Annotated in this window: 18 protein-coding genes and 2 pseudogenes; 7 read left to right on the top strand and 13 right to left on the bottom strand. The window is 41.2% G+C overall.

Annotated elements, in window-relative coordinates:
* Nucleotides 1-68: 68 nt before the first annotated feature.
* Nucleotides 69-935, bottom strand: coding sequence for an STAS domain-containing protein (locus ACXN9U_RS10965; protein WP_438421383.1), 867 nt, complete (start codon nt 933-935; stop codon nt 69-71).
* Nucleotides 936-1,096: 161 nt separating this feature from the next.
* Between ACXN9U_RS10965 and ACXN9U_RS10970 the strand changes: the two genes are divergently transcribed.
* Both ACXN9U_RS10970 and hmoA read left to right on the top strand, forming a co-directional pair.
* Entirely contained in the window at nt 1,097-1,459 is a 363-nt protein-coding gene (locus tag ACXN9U_RS10970; RefSeq protein WP_016936946.1) for a VOC family protein, read from the top strand.
* 67 nt (nt 1,460-1,526) lie between these two features.
* Nucleotides 1,527-1,853 carry a heme-degrading oxygenase HmoA gene (hmoA, locus tag ACXN9U_RS10975; RefSeq protein ID WP_016936945.1) on the top strand — a complete coding sequence of 109 codons (327 nt, stop codon included), beginning with the start codon at nt 1,527-1,529 and terminating at the stop codon, nt 1,851-1,853.
* Nucleotides 1,854-1,885: 32 nt separating this feature from the next.
* Here hmoA and ACXN9U_RS10980 read toward each other — a convergent pair whose 3' ends face one another.
* The 8 genes and pseudogenes from ACXN9U_RS10980 to ACXN9U_RS11015 all read right to left on the bottom strand — a co-directional run bounded on the left by ACXN9U_RS10980 (nt 1,886) and on the right by ACXN9U_RS11015 (nt 6,040).
* Nucleotides 1,886-2,575 carry a YetF domain-containing protein gene (locus tag ACXN9U_RS10980; RefSeq protein ID WP_045927133.1) on the bottom strand — a complete coding sequence of 230 codons (690 nt, stop codon included), beginning with the start codon at nt 2,573-2,575 and terminating at the stop codon, nt 1,886-1,888.
* Between the two features lie 104 nt (nt 2,576-2,679).
* A complete protein-coding gene (locus ACXN9U_RS10985; protein ID WP_489201644.1) occupies nt 2,680-2,958 on the bottom strand; it encodes a YesK-like family protein in 279 nt (92 codons plus the stop codon).
* 30 nt (nt 2,959-2,988) lie between these two features.
* The gene (locus ACXN9U_RS10990) at nt 2,989-3,522 is read right to left on the bottom strand and encodes a GNAT family N-acetyltransferase (protein ID WP_438421382.1); all 534 of its coding nucleotides are present in this window, start codon (nt 3,520-3,522) and stop codon (nt 2,989-2,991) included.
* 88 nt (nt 3,523-3,610) lie between these two features.
* Nucleotides 3,611-4,180, bottom strand: coding sequence for a spore coat protein CotJC (gene cotJC / locus ACXN9U_RS10995; RefSeq protein WP_013351314.1), 570 nt, complete (start codon nt 4,178-4,180; stop codon nt 3,611-3,613).
* A 14-nt stretch (nt 4,181-4,194) separates the two neighbouring features.
* Nucleotides 4,195-4,458, bottom strand: coding sequence for a spore coat protein CotJB (gene cotJB / locus ACXN9U_RS11000; protein WP_007408934.1), 264 nt, complete (start codon nt 4,456-4,458; stop codon nt 4,195-4,197).
* Entirely contained in the window at nt 4,442-4,690 is a 249-nt protein-coding gene (cotJA, locus tag ACXN9U_RS11005; protein WP_003155704.1) for a spore coat-associated protein CotJA, read from the bottom strand. Before cotJA ends, cotJB begins: the two co-directional genes overlap by 17 nt.
* A 250-nt stretch (nt 4,691-4,940) precedes the next feature.
* Nucleotides 4,941-5,036 (bottom strand): annotated as a pseudogene (locus ACXN9U_RS11010) (hypothetical protein); the annotation flags it as partial.
* Nucleotides 5,037-5,320: 284 nt separating this feature from the next.
* Nucleotides 5,321-6,040, bottom strand: coding sequence for a YebC/PmpR family DNA-binding transcriptional regulator (locus ACXN9U_RS11015; RefSeq protein WP_014469866.1), 720 nt, complete (start codon nt 6,038-6,040; stop codon nt 5,321-5,323).
* Between the two features lie 284 nt (nt 6,041-6,324).
* On the opposite strand from ACXN9U_RS11015, the gene ACXN9U_RS11020 reads away from it, so the two are divergent.
* From ACXN9U_RS11020 to ACXN9U_RS11040, 5 genes and pseudogenes are all read left to right on the top strand, one after another.
* On the top strand, nt 6,325-8,331 hold the full coding sequence (locus ACXN9U_RS11020) for a T7SS effector LXG polymorphic toxin (RefSeq protein ID WP_489201645.1): 2,007 nt from the start codon (nt 6,325-6,327) through the stop codon (nt 8,329-8,331).
* A 4-nt stretch (nt 8,332-8,335) separates the two neighbouring features.
* On the top strand, nt 8,336-8,809 hold the full coding sequence (locus ACXN9U_RS11025; RefSeq protein ID WP_489201646.1) for an antitoxin YezG family protein: 474 nt from the start codon (nt 8,336-8,338) through the stop codon (nt 8,807-8,809).
* Nucleotides 8,810-8,842: 33 nt separating this feature from the next.
* Nucleotides 8,843-9,316 carry an antitoxin YezG family protein gene (locus ACXN9U_RS11030; protein ID WP_489201647.1) on the top strand — a complete coding sequence of 158 codons (474 nt, stop codon included), beginning with the start codon at nt 8,843-8,845 and terminating at the stop codon, nt 9,314-9,316.
* A pseudogene (locus ACXN9U_RS11035) lies at nt 9,306-9,664 on the top strand (immunity protein YezG family protein). Before ACXN9U_RS11030 ends, ACXN9U_RS11035 begins: the two are co-directional and overlap by 11 nt.
* Before the next feature lie 76 nt (nt 9,665-9,740).
* Nucleotides 9,741-10,211: a TIGR01741 family protein gene (locus ACXN9U_RS11040; protein WP_489201648.1), complete on the top strand. Its 471-nt coding sequence runs from the start codon at nt 9,741-9,743 to the stop codon at nt 10,209-10,211.
* Between the two features lie 239 nt (nt 10,212-10,450).
* Here ACXN9U_RS11040 and ACXN9U_RS11045 read toward each other — a convergent pair whose 3' ends face one another.
* From ACXN9U_RS11045 to ACXN9U_RS11060, 4 genes are all read right to left on the bottom strand, one after another.
* Complete coding sequence (locus ACXN9U_RS11045) at nt 10,451-10,930, bottom strand: DUF1643 domain-containing protein (protein WP_489201649.1); 480 nt, start codon at nt 10,928-10,930, stop codon at nt 10,451-10,453.
* A gap of 89 nt (nt 10,931-11,019) precedes the next feature.
* Complete coding sequence (locus ACXN9U_RS11050; RefSeq protein WP_489201650.1) at nt 11,020-14,010, bottom strand: type I restriction endonuclease subunit R; 2,991 nt, start codon at nt 14,008-14,010, stop codon at nt 11,020-11,022.
* A 6-nt stretch (nt 14,011-14,016) separates the two neighbouring features.
* Entirely contained in the window at nt 14,017-15,249 is a 1,233-nt protein-coding gene (locus tag ACXN9U_RS11055) for a restriction endonuclease subunit S (protein ID WP_489201651.1), read from the bottom strand.
* Nucleotides 15,246-17,258, bottom strand: a complete 2,013-nt coding sequence (locus tag ACXN9U_RS11060) for a type I restriction-modification system subunit M (protein ID WP_489201652.1) — start codon at nt 17,256-17,258, stop codon at nt 15,246-15,248. The genes ACXN9U_RS11055 and ACXN9U_RS11060 overlap by 4 nt, the downstream gene beginning before the upstream one ends.
* Between the last annotated feature and the right edge of the window lie 11 nt (nt 17,259-17,269).

The following is a 17,269-nucleotide window of genomic DNA, read 5'->3' on the forward strand; positions in this document are numbered from 1 at the left end:
TTTGAATATTTAAATTGTTTCCCGCTGACAAAAAAAGCGCCCCGCCTCTGGCCGGAGCACTTTTTTTCTCACACTTTTGTTTCCTCAATAGTACATGTGACACCCATGCTGGCGAGCGCCTGCTCCAGAGAGCCGTAGGTTTGATACGCTGAAAAATCAAGCCCCAATTGGATAGAAGTCTGTGCCACATCAGGCCGAATGCCGGAAAACACGGTTCTGATGCCGAGGAGAAATAACGTTTTCGACAGCATGTACAATTGTTGCGCCACCATCGTATCGACAATGGGCACACCGGACAGATCAATCACAAGGTTTGTGATCCGTTTAGCGACACAGTTTTCCGGCACCGTCTCCAATATCACGCGCGCCCGTCTCGTATCAATCGCGCCGATGAGCGGCAGAGTGCCGATCGTATCCGCGATCAAAATAACCGGACAGCTCAATTCGGAAATAAGCTCCTGCTGAGATGACAGCCTCGCGATCATTAATGTCTGATACTGTTCAGTAAAATCCGTCATCAGCTGATCAAATGAGCCGTTAACAAGATGATTCCAGCGGCGGACATCCTCTTTTGTTACGATATCCGGATTCTCATCTATAAAACGGGTGACCGCTTCCCAAAAGACGGTTCTTGAATTGCCGATCGCTTCAACGACCTCATGAACCTGCGCGTCCTGCTCCACTCTGCTTTTCGCTACCTGTGCGGCCCATTTTTCTTTGTTATGCTGAAAAACAGCCGGGTCTTCCAAAAAAGCGCTTGCGACGGCCGTGTTCGTAAAGGTATGCTGCTCGATCAGCAGCCGTTTCATTTCCTCACTTAATTGATCCGCAGAATAAAAATGCCCTCTCAGCTTCCGTCTCAGCTTGAGCCATTTTTCCGTCAGCTCGGCCGAATGTGTAATAATATAATCATGAAGTAATTGGTCTTTGTTCACTGCCGTCTCCTCTTTCAAGAATATGTCCTTTTGTCTAAATTATAAATCGGAATTGCCGATCGTACTAGAGAAATAAAAAAAAGCCGGCACATTAAAGCTTTCGGTTGCTTTTTTCGCCTGCAGGACACACTATAAAAGAAATGAAACAGGAGGTCAGTAAGATGATCAAAAAAATCGCGACAGTCGCCGTATACACTGATGATCAGCAAAAAGCAAAAACATTCTGGACGGAAAAAGCGGGATTTGAAACCGTAGCCGAACATCCGATGGGCCCGAATGCCTTCTGGCTTGAAGTAGCGCCAAAAGGAGCCGAGACTCATTTGGTTATCTATCCGAAAGCGATGATGAAAGGGGCCGAGCATATGAAGGCTTCAATCGTATTTGAATGCGAAGATGTCTTTGCCGCATACGAACAGATGAAAAAAAACGGCGTCACATTTATAGATGAACCGAAACAAATGGAGTGGGGCAGCTTCGTGCAATTTAAAGACGAGGAAGGCCATGTCTTTCTCCTCAAATCATGAGTCTCAATTGACTTTGAGAATCATTTTCATTTAAAATAAAGCTTGAAAATGATTGGAGAGATGCCAGATGTTCGTGCAAATCAGAAAAATGACCGTAAAAGAAGGACATGCCGATAAAGTGATCGAACGCTTCAGCTCAGAAGGCGTAATCGAAAAGCAGGAAGGCTTGATTGACGTAACAGTCCTGGAGAAAAAAGTCCGCCGCGGCGACGAAGAAGTCGTCGTCTTAATCCGCTGGGAGTCAGAAGACCATTGGAAACAATGGGAAAAAAGCGAAGATCACATCGCGGCCCACAAAGCAAACCAAGGCAAGCCGAAACCTGATTACATGCTTGGGACGGACGTCGGTATGTATCATGTCAAAGCCGTTAAAACAGGCGTACATGGAAAATAATAAAGAGCGTTTGCCCCAGGGCAAAGCTCTTTTTATTTTTTCTCCTCATACGGCAGGACAAACAGCGGTTTATCGGGCTTCCATTCCGCATACAACACGTCCTCCGTTTTTTTGATGTTTTGCTTTTTCAGGTCTTGCATCAGCTGTTCTTCTTCCACCCCGGCTTCTTTCAGATTTTCGTGCAGCACTTCACCGTCAATAATCAGTGTGACGGGTAAAGAGACCTGCTTCGGTTTTATTTGCATGTCGCCGTTTTTCGTCGTGTCGTACGGAAATTTCGGCAGGACGCTGACCATCCCGTTTGTTTCTAAAATCGCATATTCCGCTTCCTGTATGGAAAAGCAGTTCGCCTGTCTGAGAAGGCTCTGCAGCTGATTTATGTCCAATTTATTCTTTTTCAGCACATCATATTTCAGTTTTCCTTTATGGATGACAATGTTCGGCTCGCCTTCCAACAGCTTTCTGGAGCTTTTCACTTTCTGCGTAATCAGTTCGATGAAATAGATTAAAATCCCCCATAACAGAGAAGCAAAAATGATTTCAACGATCCTGACGCCTTTATCATACACCGCATTTCCGACCAATTCGCCGAGGATAAGCGCCGAAATAAAATCAAACGGCGTAATCTGTGAGAATTGAGTTTTTCCGAGCAATTTTAAAATCACAAATAAAATACCCAAACCGCATACTAATTCCCAAGCCACTGTAAATAAATGTCCCATATCTGCACCTTCTTCTTAAAAGTCATTACCATTATGGACATCCGCCTGTTTTCTATACAGCGGCCGAAAACACAAAAAACGCAGCCGAAGCCGCGTTTCTCAGTTTAATGTTTTTGATTCGATCTCACGACCCGAACGCATGTCTCAGCGACATAACCGACGGCCGCTCCGAAGCCGGCAAACATCGCAGCAAGGCCCACGCCCATCCCTTCCCAGCCGCCGACACCGAAAATACTGTAAACAACCGTACCGAATGCAGCAAGGCCCAGGACCGCCAAAAGGCATTCAGGCCACATCTTTTTCGGCCATTTTTTACGGAGAACAACCGATACGGCAAAATTAAGACAAAACGCGGCCAGACAGATCAGATAAAAATATCCCATGTCTCTTGCACCTCCGTCATGAGGAGCTTTTTATTTGCTCATCTCTTTTTCAAACAAATGATAACCTGATGCAAATCCTTTTGATTCGTATCCCATCCCGCTGTAAAACGACTGAAGCGCCTTGTTGTCAGACACGCAATCGAGCCGGATTTTCGTTTTTCCCGGACAAGACACCCCCGTCTCCGCCCATGTCATGATCGTCCGGCCGAGTCCCGCGCCTGCAAACCGCCTGTTAATCGCTAGCCGATGCAGATATACGGATTCTCCATGTCCTTCATTGCCCCATAGACGTCTGTCCCACTCGCTTGCTTCGGGAAGCAGCATGACGACACCGGCCAGCTCTGCTTTCTGCCTGAATAAAAAAACATGTCCTTTGGCAATCGCCTCCCGCATATTGTGGGTATCTTCCCCTTGCAAAAGCCCGCTCCACTGGTTTGATCCTTTATCCCGAAGCCATTCCGCCGCTGACACGAGCAGCTCCATCACCTCTTTTGTATCATCCTTCCGGGCGGGGGTGACCCGGAAGGCTCCCGCCGTCTCTTCCGTCATCGTAAATGGTGTCATATAATCCTCCCGTAATCAGAATATTCGACACCATTATTATAGACCAAACGCAGAAAGGAAAAAAACAGCCGTCATGTTTGAGGGCCGTTTAAAAAATTTTCTTCTTATCACGTTCTTCTTTTAAAATCTCAACCGCTTCCCTGAAACGCATGGAGTGAACGATTTCACGCTCACGCAGAAAACGGAGTGAATCATTCAGGTCAGGGTCATCGGAAATATCAATAATCCATTGATACGTCGCTCTCGCCTTCTCTTCAGCCGCGATATCTTCATATAAATCAGCGATTGGATCTCCCTTTGCCTGTATGTAAGACGCCGTGAACGGAACTCCGGCCGCATTATGATAAAACAGCGCACTGTCATGGTTGACGTAATGGTCGCTGAGCCCTGCATCACGCAGCTGCTGCGGGGTCGCATCTTTTGTCAGCTTATAAATCATCGTCGCAATCATTTCCAAATGGGCAAACTCCTCCGTGCCGATATCCGTCAGCAGGCCGATCACCTTATCGGGAATCGTGTAGCGCTGGTTTAAATACCGGAGCGCGGCGGCTAATTCGCCGTCAGCCCCGCCGTATTGTTCAATCAAAAACTTAGCCAGCATCGGGTTGCATGTGCTCACTTTAACCGGATACTGCAGCTTTTTTTCATATACCCACATTTACAGATCCCTCCTTATACTTGCCACGGCCAAGGACCGCGGCCCCAATCCCACTGCGCGCCAACCTGACTCACGCCAAATTGCAGAAGCGGTCCGTACTCAGGCTCAAACCGCTTTCTCAGCTGCCTTGAGTACCGGGAATATTCATGAAACTGCTGAAGCGCGAGACGGTCATGGGGATGCGTATCCAGATAAAGCGTCAGCTCCACTAAGACAAAGTCCGCCGCCTGGATTTGCTCCAGCAGCCGATAGTATTCATCATCAATCTTTTTCGCCATATTCGATTCCCCCCCGATAAGGATTATCATAGAAATCGTAAAGATCCTTCCAAAGGGTCCCTTTTCTCAATGCCTCCATCGGAGAAAACTGCTCCAAGTGATACGGCTGAAACCGCATATAAAGATGCGGCGGCGTTCTGTAGTATTTTCTCCCGATCGGCGGGCAGGGATCAAACCGGCTGTGGAAGGGCTTATAAGATTTGACCGGTGTAAACGGCTGATTTTCTTTCATTACGATCCTCCTTTCCTAAACACATGACCTTAATAGGTATGAACCCGTAACGGCATTTATGCCCCGCAAGAAATGAAAAAAGCCCGGCGCTTAGAAACGGTCACAAAAAAAACACTCTTGCTGTCCAAGAGTGCTTTTTCCCGAATGGTCAGATATATTGACTGTCCCGATGATGGAACGGGTAACCGCCGTAGCCTCCGCCATAGCCGCCAAAACCGTACCCCGGATAGCCTCCGAAGCCGCCATGGCCGCCAAAGCCGCCAAAGCCGCCGTAACCTCCGTAACCTCCGTAACCGCCAAAACCGTATCCCGGGTAGCCTCCGAAGCCTCCGCCGAAGCCGTACCCCGGATAGCCTCCGAAGCCTCCGTAACCGCCAAAGCCGTGCCCCGGATAGCCTCCAAACCCTCCATAGCCGCCGCCAAAGCCGCCGTAAATCGGTCTTCTTTCATCCATGATTTATCGCTCCTTCACATAGGTTACAGTCCAGTTTATGACATTCGGAGGGAAACGTATGGGCAGCCGCCCAGTTTTGGCGAATTAATCAATTATAGCTTTACGGATTGCAATACAGGCTGAACGCACGGGCAAAATAAAAAGCCGGAACATAAGCAGTCCCGGCCTTTTTGTCTTTATTCGCCTAAATCTACATTGTGATAAACCTGCTGTACGTCTTCCAGGTCTTCCAGCACATCGATCAGCTTTTCAAATTGAGCTTTCGCATCTTCGGGAAGCTCGATTTCATTTTGCGCAAGCATCGTCAGCTCCGCAACTGTGAACTCTTCAACGCCGGCATTTTTGAATGCCTCTTGTACAGCATGGAATTGATCAGGCTCGGCATACACGATCACACTGTCATCCTCTTCCAAAATATCGCGAACGTCCACATCAGCCTCCATCAGCAATTCCAGCGCTTCATCCGCCGTCTTGCCTTCAACGCCGATAACGGCAGTCGCATCGAACATGTAAGCGACAGACCCGCTCACACCCATATTTCCGCCGTTTTTCCCGAATGCGGCGCGCACTTCAGGCGCCGTGCGGTTTACATTATTCGTTAACGCATCCACGATGATCATTGAACCGTTCGGCCCGAAACCTTCGTAACGCAGCTCGTCAAAGTTCTCCTCCGCGCCGCCTTTCGCCTTTTCAATCGCACGCTCAATAATGTTTTTCGGCACACTGTACGTCTTCGCGCGCTCAAGCACCACTTTTAACGCCTGGTTCGATTCCGGATCAGGCTCGCCCTGTTTTGCCGCCACATAAATCTCACGGCCGAACTTCGCGTAAATCCGGCTCGTATTTGCGTCCTTTGATGCTTTCTTTTCTTTAATATTGTTCCACTTACGGCCCATTTTGTTCCACTCTCTTTCACGAATTGAATCTGTATGATTAAATACTCTGTTTCTATTATACCTCAGCGATTAGGTTGTTTCGAGTGTAAGACATTAGAAAAAACAGGCACGCTCAAAATCACCGCGCGCACTAAGCCGAATTTGAGGGTTATTGTACAACCCTTCATACAGGAAGGAAGTCGCAAGCCAAAAGATTCATTTTGTTCTCATTACCTATTTCCTACACTGTATCCCCTGACTCGCGTGGTAAAATTTTGATATCGAACAAAAGAAAGGATATGGTCATGAAAGTTTTCGAAGCAAACAGCCTCCTCGCCGCCGCCAAACAGCGTGCGGGTGAATACAAAAAACTGCGCGGTCAGATGGTTAATCTGAAAAAAGCGTTTCAAGGCATGGCTGATCTTGGTGACAATGATTTCTCAGGCCGGGGCGCAAATAACATTAAAGCTTTTTTCAAGGACCACGCCGGCGTCACAGACAGTTGGCTTGATCTGATCGATATGAAAATCGCATTTCTCACAAGCCTCCCCGGCAAGGTCGAAGATGCCGGACTTTCCAATTCACATGTGGAGGAATCTTTTCTGGAGCACGAGCTCACCCATGCCCTCAGTAAATCAAAGGCGATTATGGAAGAGCAGAAAAAGGACATGCGCTCCATCCTCGGTGAGATCAATGACATCATCTCGCTTGATCTGTTTTCAACCGAAAACACGGATCAGAAGCTCTCTTCAGCTGATAAAAAAAGAAGCGAAACCATACATAAGCTCGGCAAACTTGATCACGATCTAACGAAAGAATACGCAGAAACCGAAGCGAACGAACAGTTCATTCAAGCTGACTTCCAGCAGCTCCAAAACGCCACAGGCAAAGGAAAAAGCGCCACGCCGCTTCACTACAATGCCAAAGCGTACCGAGAAAGCGACATCCATAAGAAAAAAGGCGATATCGCAAGACATTCGGATGCGTATTTGACGATTAAAAAGGAAGAGGCGAAAGAGCGGGAAATTGAAAAACTGAAAGAAAGACTGAAAAACTATGATTATGCGAATGCCGATGAATTCTATGAAATGGCCAAAACGATCGGCTATAAAAACCTGACAAAAGAACAGCAGCGCTACTTCACTCAAATTGAAAACACGCGTGAACTCACAGACGGTTTCAAAGGCGTTGCCGTCGGCCTTTATGATTCCGGAAAAGACGCGGTCACAGGCCTGTGGGATATGGTCACAGATCCGGGCGGAACGGTTGAAGCTATTACAGGAGCGGTGGCTCACCCGATCAAAACGTATGCAGCGATTTCAGCGGCAATCGAAGAATCGTACCAAAAAGACATGGTGAATGGCGACACCTACTCAAGAGCAAGATGGGTGTCATATGCAGTGGGCACAGTTGTGACATCAGTTGTCGGTACAAAAGGCGTCGGCGCCGTCTCAAAAACAGGCACAGCCGCCAAAGTGACGACCAAAGTCAAAACAGCAGCAAGCAAATCCGCCACAGCTCAAAAAGCGATAACGGTCTCAAAACAAACCATTGACCACATCAAGCAAAAGGTCAACACAGGCATCGAAGTGTCAAAAAAACGCATCAAAACCAAGTTGAATCAAATCGGGGATCTCACTCTGGCTGACATTCTCCCGTATCATCCTCGTCACGACTTAGTGCCGGCAGGCGTTCCTTACAACGCAGTCAACGGGGTCACACTTAAAGAAGGACTTCAGAAATTCGCCAAGGTCATCCTGCCGAAACCGTACGGAACCTCCGCAAGCGGCAGACGGACACCGGCACCGCATGTACCGCCGGTAACGGTCAATTACGGCGAGCATTTTGCGAAATGGACCAGAAAGAAAGTATTGAAGCCGAATGTCATCTACAAAACAAAAGAAGGCTACACGTACACCACTGACAACTATGGTAGAATTACAAGTGTCAAAGCAGACTTGCAGCTGGGAGAAGCAAAACGCAACCAATATGCACAGTCAAAAGCAGGCAAACCAGACCGTCTGACAGATGACGACGGAGGCCACCTAATCGCCACCCAATTCAAAGGCTCAGGCCAATTCGACAATATCGTGCCGATGAACTCTCAGATTAATAGGAGCGGCGGGAAATGGTACAAAATGGAGCAAGTGTGGTCAAAGGCATTGAACGGAAAACCTCCTAAGCAAGTAAAAGTTAATATAGAACCCGTTTATCAGGGAGATTCACTAAGACCTGTATTATTTAATGTTGAATATAAGATAGGTAATCGTAGAGCGAGACAAGTTACTATAGAAAATAAACCAGGGGGTTAATCTAATGGAAACAAAAAATATGGAAGTGCTATATCAAAAGATAGCAGAACAAATTATTGATATGATCCCTTCCGAATGGAGCAAAGTTGTTCTTTATGCAGAAATATTAGACGGTTCCAGAGAAGTGTATTTTTTCTTTCAAACACCAGAAAATGATGAATATATATACTCTCATGACATTCCAGAACAATTTCAAGTTAGTAAAAAAATTTATACCGAACTATTAATAGATCTTCAAGAGTTATTTAAGCAGTTACACACTGAATTTAAAGAAAATAACCCCGAAGCATGGACAAATTTGACACTGAATCTTGAAAGCGATGGAACGTTCTCAATTGATTATGATTATGAAGATGTTATTGAATCTGATTTGGACGAATACGAAAGACAAATGATTTGGGAGTTCAATAACTTGGGTATTTTCCCCGAAGATGAAGAGGATAAAGAATTTGTTAAGGATTATCTAAATATTAAATAATGGCTTCAACAATTCAAAGGTAGAGGATCATCAATGGAAACTGAAAAAATGGAACAACTATATCAAAAGATTGCTGAAAAAATAAATGATATGATTCCCTCTGAATGGATGAGGGTCACTCTATACGCCGAAATGTTGGATGACTCCAGAGAAGTTTATTTTTTCTTTAACACACATGAAGACGAAGAATATATTTATTCATACGATATTCCTGAACATTTTCAAGTAAGTAATCGAATTTACAAAAATATGCTGCTAGACCTTCAAGATTTATTTGATGAAATAAGGGATGAATTTAAAAAGCAATCCTCAGATATTTGGACTAACCTCACACTAAATTTAGATAGAAACGGTGAATTCTCAATTGATTATGATTATGAAGATGCACTCGCTTCAAAATATACTGATACTGAGCGACAAGTAATTTGGGAATATAAGCACTTGGGAATTACTCCAATAAGCGAGAGCAGCAGAAAGTTCCTTGAACAATATCTAAATGAACAATGAAAAAATGGAACAACTATATCAAAAGATTGCTGAACATCTAAATGAAATGATTCCATCTCAATGGGAAAAGATCGTTTTATATGCTGAAATACTTGATGACTCAGCAGATATATACTTTTATTAGCTATTTGATGAACTAAAAGAAGAATTTAAGCTAGGCAATCAAGATATTTGAACAAATCTCACTTTAAAATTACAAAACACCGGAAAGTTTTCAATTGATTATAATTATGATGATGTTTTATCGTCTGAACTTGATGACCTTCAAAGACGAGATGTTTGGAAATATGGATATTGCCTAAAGATGAGGACGAAAAAGAATTTGTAATAAGCTACTTCGGTCTATAAATCAATAATGGCTCAGCGCTTTACTGCTGGGCTATTTTTTATAACTAAGATCTCTCGACAATAGGAGTTTAAAAGGTTGGAAACTAAAAAAATGCAAGATTTGTACCAGTTTATTTGTGAGAAATTAAATGACATCATACCTTGTGAATGGGCAAAAGTTTACCTTTATGCAGAAGTATTAAATGACTCTACCATGGTTCTTTTTTACTTCAGAACACCAGAAAATAATCAAATTATTTATTCACAAGATATACCTAGCCATTACAACGTAAGCAAGGATATTTTCAAGACGTTGTTAAGAGAATTAAGAGAACTTTTTGAAGAATTAAAAACTGAACACAGAAATAATAACGATGATGTTTGGACTAACCTTACACTAACATTGGATCGTAGCGGAGAATTCCAATTAGATTATAATTATGATGATATTTTAGCATCAGAATTAGATGGATATGAAAGAAGCGCAATATGGGAATATAAAAACCTTGGTATTTTGCCTGAAGATGAGGATGATAAAGAATTTGTAATTAGTTACCTCGGTCTATAATTAAAAAATAGATCAGCCCTACTCTGCTGGGCTTTTTTTGATATCAAAGTCTTTTCGATTGTATCCACGAATTCCCCTCCTTCACACTAACCCCAATAATTCATTAATATCTATTTTGATTAAATCAATTAAAGTTGCTGACCGTCCAGCATGTCTCGGGTCGCCATGTTCTGTTAAGATTGTGTTTGTATTTCCCATATTAAATACAAAAATATCTTTATCAGTATTCGAATTTACCTCTATGATTTATATACTTGAGAATAGTAATAAAGGTTGTGTACAGTTTTCACATTTAGTTTCCCCCATGCAAGGACAACTATATCTGAATCATTTATCATTGAACTAACTGTATTAATATTATTCTTTTGAATATGATTTAACAGATTTGCACCGTGAATACTTTTCAATTTTGCTGAGGTGTCTGCTGGATTTGGAGCATAGATAGGTATAACATTTCCTATGTGAAGTTTTTTCACTTGAATTTTCTTATGGGTATAACAATAGAAAAAATCAATTAATTTATTTACAGTTCTATCTGAAATATTTGAATTAGCTTCCGATGGATTCATTAATATTACTGTAACAGTAATACCTTCCATTCGATTTATAAAAGGAATTGATAAGCTATATCTTAAATTTACACCCAGTATAATATTTTGCCTATCATTAATAGTAATAGACGAAATATCTACCTTATTAGAATCGTAAAAATACGTCAATAAAAACTTCCTTTCTGTAAATAATATAAGTAACGGAGCCAAGACTAACCTTAAAAGATTAAAATCATAACTCCGTCCAAACTAAAAAGCTAACTATTCACTTCTCCATAAACTTCATTCATCATATCTTCCATAATATAAGCCTTAAACTCGTCGTTCTCTAAAATCTTCATAAAGAACTCTTGATTGCTGCTCATGCGGTCAATGACGAAATCCATAAAGGATTTTTCAAAGGCGAATTTGAAGTTTTCTTTTGTGTTGTTTTTTGCTTTTTGGCGAATGTCTTCGTCATTTAGCATATCCTCTTTCACTTGCTCACGAGAAAGGAAATCTGTTTCTGTGAATTGCGTGCCAAAGCGGTCATTTAACTTTTCTAACACGCTCGATAAACGAACCTTCTCATCTTCAGCCGCACCCCCAGCACCATGCTCCTGAGGATCTAGGTCGTAGCCGCCCGTTTTCTCAAGCTCAATGCTGCCTTCAAATACTTTTTGATTGCGGTAGTATTCAAGTGCTACATCATCCGCCAAGTAAACGTCCTTATCTCCTCGACCCCGTGGCAATTTACGTAACAAGTACGTCAGGTAAATATATTGCTTGTGTAGATCTAAATCAATAAATGTTACAACTTGTAGCACAAAGCCATAAGTACGTGTAAATTTCGTAGCCACTTGTTTAAATGCGAATTGTTCTTCTCCCGAAAGTTTTTTAAAACGCTCCACACCTTTATCGAGAAGCGCATTTAACTCGGCTTGCGCCTTCGTAGACTTCTTCACACCACCCGTTACTTCAAGCTCATTTACCTTTTGCACCTCTTCCTCAGTAAATACTTGATATGGCTCTAGCTCGGCCTGCATATCATAAAGGATATTCGGATCAGAAATTTTTGATAGACTTGTCGATTCATAATAAGGCTGGAAAGACGCTCTTATGTCTTCTGGATCATTTACAAAATCCAAAACAAATGTATCGTCCTTACCAGGGCATGTGCGATTTAAACGAGATAGTGTTTGCACTGCCTTAATACCGCTTAATGGCTTATCTACATACATTGTGTGCAACAGTGGTTCATCAAATCCAGTTTGATATTTCTCAGCAACAAGTAGCACTTTGTATTCATCAGAATTAAATTTTTCAGGTAACTCTTTTTCAGAGAACTGATTCATTTCTGACTCAGTATAATGAATCTCACCATCTTTCACAGTACCGGAGAAAGCAACTACTGTTTTTAAATCATCGTAGCCCATTTCATTAATATACTTATCGAAAGCCATTTTGTAACGTACTGCGTGTAAACGGCTTGCTGTAACAACCATTGCCTTTGCACGGCCGCCAATTTTGCGCTGTACGAAATTGCGATAATGATCGATAATAATTTCTGTTTTTTGTGCGATGCTATGTGGATGTAGTGACACGTATTGTGCTAGCTTTTTAGTAGCTTGTTTTTTTGATACCTCTGGATCATCTTCAACTGTCTTTGCAATTTTCCAGAACGTTTTATAGGTCGTATAATTTTCAAGTACGTCTAAAATAAAGCCTTCTTCAATCGCTTGGCGCATTGTGTATTGATGGAATGCAGCTGGCTTACCATCAATACCAACCGTACCAAACTTTTCTAACGTCTTGGGCTTGGGAGTCGCTGTAAATGCAAAAAACGATACGTTATCCTGTTTTCCACTTTTCAAAATGGATTCCACAATTTTCTCGTCTACATCAACTAAGTTTTCTTCGGCAATCCGGTCTTCCTCATATGCTGCTTCTAACGTCTTATCTGATAGAACATTTGTTAACGCAGTAGATGCTTTACCACCTTGAGATGAGTGCGCTTCGTCGATAATAACTGCATATTTTTTTCGCTCTAAACCCGCTACTTTCTCCAAAATAAATGGGAACTTTTGGAGTGTTGTAATAATAATGCGTGTTTCACTATTAATAGCACGTGCTAATTGCTCTGAGTTTTTATCGACTGGTTCGACCATTCCTGCTTTATGCTCTAACTGATACACTGCGTCTTGCAATTGCTTATCTAACACTCGGCGATCGGTAATCACAATCACACTACTAAAGATCGATTCATTTTTCTCGTTATGTAGCTTAGCTAAACGGTGTGCAAGCCATGAGATCGAGTTCGTCTTACCAGATCCCGCAGAGTGCTGAATTAAATAATTATGACCGACAAGTTTTTGTGCAACATCTGCTTCTAACTTACGTACAACATCAAGCTGATGGAAACGAGGAAAAATGAGCATTTGACGCTCACCTATTGTTTCACCGTTTGAATCTTTAATGTCGTCTTTCTTAATAAAGATGAAGCGATATATAATATCGAGCAAGCTATCAGGTGCTAAAATGTCATCCCATAAATAATGCGTTCGATAGTTGTCACCGTAAGTTAACGGATTGCCTTTCCCACCATTATTGCCTTTGTTAAATGGGAGGAAGTACGTTTTGCTCTTATCAAGCTTTGTTGTCATAAACACTTCATCTGGGTCAACGGCAAAGTAAACAGCAACACGCTCATTAAATTTAAATAGCTGCTCACGTGGATCACGGTCATTCTTTAATTGTTTCATCGCATCTTCAACTGTTTGATTTGTTAATGGATTTTTCAGCTCCATCACTACAAGTGGTAAACCGTTTAAAAACAGCACCATATCTAAGCTATTGTTATGTTTATCACTGTAAAACACTTGGCGAGCAACATTAAAACGGTTCTTCCTATACTGCTCATTTAATGTTTTATTCATATCGGTCGGTGGCTGGTTATACGCAAGTTGTAATGTGACACCACGGTCTTTAATCCCTTTACGTAAACATTCAATCAAACCTTGTTTATGTAGCTGACCTTTAATGCGCTTTAACACTTGTTCTTTATAAGTAGGGCCATACGATTTTTCTAACGTACGCATTCGCTTTTCCTGCGTATCTTCTAAAAAAGCAAATAGTTCTTCTACGTCGATTGCATGCTTCTTGAAAGAGCTACTTGCCTCACCTTCTAACACACGCTTTTTATAGCCATTCGCGATTAATGCTAATTCGATATTTGTCTCAAAACCTGTCTCTGTCGTATCGATCGCCATTACCATTCACCTCACTTCATCAAGTTCCATATCACGTACGTCGATTTTGCCTGTTACTGCTTCGTAGATCAGGGATTGACGGTATTCTTTTAATTTTTGTATTTGGTTTTCGACAGCTTTTATTACATTATTTACTTCTGATACTTTAAGCGTTAGATAACTAGCTATTTCTTTTTGTTCTTCAAAGTTAGGGATAGGTAATTTCAAATTTTTTATTATACTTAAATTTACTCTTGAACGTGTTGTACCATTTGCAAAAGATTCTGCTTGAGCGATGGTAAAAGGAGTATTCATAGCGAAATTAATATAGTGATTCAAATAATTTTCTTTTAACTTTAATTTAATACAGTCGGCAACAATGACATAATTCTCGTACGTTTTAGGCACAACTGCTGATCTAGCAATTGGGGATGCCATTTTTGCTATTACTAAATCACCTGGATATGCAATATGACGTTTTAATTGCTCCGATTTCTCCTTAGTTACAAAATTCATATTAATAACTCGTAAATCACCATTTTTAATGTTATTCAATTGAATAACTGGTACTCCTGAATCGACATATTCTTCATTTTTTAAATCCGAACCAAATGGCCCATCTACAAATGAATGTTTCTTTTCACTAGCTATATGTTTTAAAGCTAAGATCGACCAATGCTCAGGAATCTCACCAATCCATTCAACACCTGAATCTTTCATTTTCACATTCGGATTTAAACCTTTTGTAACAGCTTCTGTGATGATTGATTGACGTTGTTCTTCTAATAATTCAATGAGATCTTCTTTTTGTTTAATAATAGTCTCAAAGATTTTAGTTTTTTTATCAATATATTTTCTAATAACTATCTGCAAATCATATGAAGGCAAATTTACTTCTAAATTCTTTATTGTATTTACAGCTAGACCAGGTTGCGCAGCCGAAATAGAATATTGATTTAAATTCATACTTTCTAATAAATAATACAACCATTCATTATCAACACCAGAATTGTGACTAACTACAACTGCATGTTCAGAAGCAAAAAATTTACCGTTTACTTGTCTTACACTACCGCAATTAGCCCCTTGTCTTCCAATTAATATATAATTCCCTTCATGCGTATAACTTTCAGTATATCCACGTAAAGCTCCTCCACCATAAACAGGATAACTTCCCTTACCATCTATCGAATCACTTGTAATACTGTCTCCACTACGCATATTAGCTAAATATTTTAACTTTACTTTCTTCCAGCTCATTGAAGCACCTTCTTCAACTGCTCAGCAATCTCTACTTCTAACGTACGAATCTCGTCCATAATTTCTGCTGAGCTGCGTAATGCTGTGTATTTGTAGAAATGGCGAGTGAATGGAATTTCGTAGCCGATTTTTGTTTTTGATTCATCAATCCATGCATCTGGAACATGTGGTAATACTTCACGAGCAAAGTATTCATCAATATTTTCTTTTAACGGGACGTTTTCTGTATCACGTAAATCCGTATCTGGTTCGATATCTGTTTTATTTTTCATACATATGTCAGCTGTTTCATCTTTTTCAGAAAGCCCCGCTAAAATTGCCTTTAAAACTGGTGCTCCAATAGTAATGCCCGCTTGTTTTAATGCATCTTTTAGTACTTTCGTAAACTCGTCTCGATTTTTATATAATGTATCGCTTTCTAACGTGCGTAAAACATATAAAATTTGCGTTTGCAGCTTCTTACCTTCCTCAATTTCTAAGTGACCTGCATCACCTTTTTTCTTCGATGTGGCTAAGTTCGCAAAGCCTTTTTGCTCTACTACACGTGCCAAACGCTCTTCATTTACTTGGAAGTTTAAACGTAATGGACGTTCTACTGTAATTTTCGCATAGCCAAAGTCTTCATTCTCAAAAATCTTCACGTACTCATTTGGTTGTGCATCACCGTATAAACGAACAATCTCATTCATTTGCTCTTCCGTAATTTCGTTACGCTTGCTACCCATCGACTTTTTCATTTTTTTCGAGAAGTCTACAGCATTGACTAACCGTACTTTCCCTTTATGAAGTGGTGCTTTATTGTTTGTTAAAATCCAAATGTACGTTGCAATGCCTGTGTTGTAGAAGAGATCGTTCGGCAATGCGACGATACCTTCTACTAAATCGTTTTCAAGCACATACCTTCGAATTTCGCTTTCACCAGAACCTGCATCACCTGTAAATAACGGCGAACCATTCATAATAATGGCTAAACGAGAGCCTTGTGGATTTTCTGCTGTGACTGGCTTCATTTTTGAGATTAAGTGCATGAGGAATAATAGCTGCCCGTCACTTGTACGAGGCGTACCAGGTCCGAAACGGCCATCAAAACCTTGTTTCTCATGTTCATTTTTAATCGCCTTTTCATATGATTTCCAGTCCACTCCGTAAGGTGGATTTGAAATTAAGTAATCGAATGTATCATGTGGGAATTGATCGTTTGATAACGTGTTTCCTAAACGAATGTTACGTGCTTCTTCACCTTTAATGAGTAAGTCTGCCTTACAAATTGCATAGGATTCAGGGTTAATTTCCTGACCAAAAAATTCTAAATGTGCTGTTGGATTTTGATTAAGTAAATATTCTTGCGCAACTGAACCCATACCACCTGTACCAGCTGCACAGTCATACAACGTTTGTGTTAAACCTGGTTTCGTTAAAATACTCGCATCATCATGTAAAAATAACAAATGTGTCATTAAGCGAATAACTTCACGTGGCGTGTAATGATCCCCTGCTTCTGCATACTCATTGAAACGACGAATTAGTTCCTCAAATACATAACCCATCTCAATGTTTGAAACTGTTTCTGGATGTAAATCGATTTCACTAAAACGTTTAATCGTTAAGTATAATAAGTCATTTTGATCAAGCTTATCGATTTGGCGATCGAAGTCGAAGTGCTCCATGATATCACGAGCCACTTTTGAGAAACCATTTATATAGTCACGTAAGTTATCAGCGATATTATCAGCGTCTGTTAATAGCTTGTTAAAGTCATATTTACTTATGTTGTGGAAGTTTTGCTTAGAAACACGATTTAAAATCTGCTCACGTGCTTCATATGTCATATTTGGATACTGCTCTGCTTTCGCTAACACTTCTTCTTTTGTACTTTCTAATACGCAGTCAAAACGACGTAATACAGCTAATGGCAATATAATTTCACCGTAGTCTTCCGGCTTATATGGTCCACGTAAAATCTCAGCAATTGACCAAATGAAGCTTACTTTATCTTGGAAGTTAATCATGTTATATACCT

The organism is Bacillus sp. BACIII, from assembly GCF_057836745.1.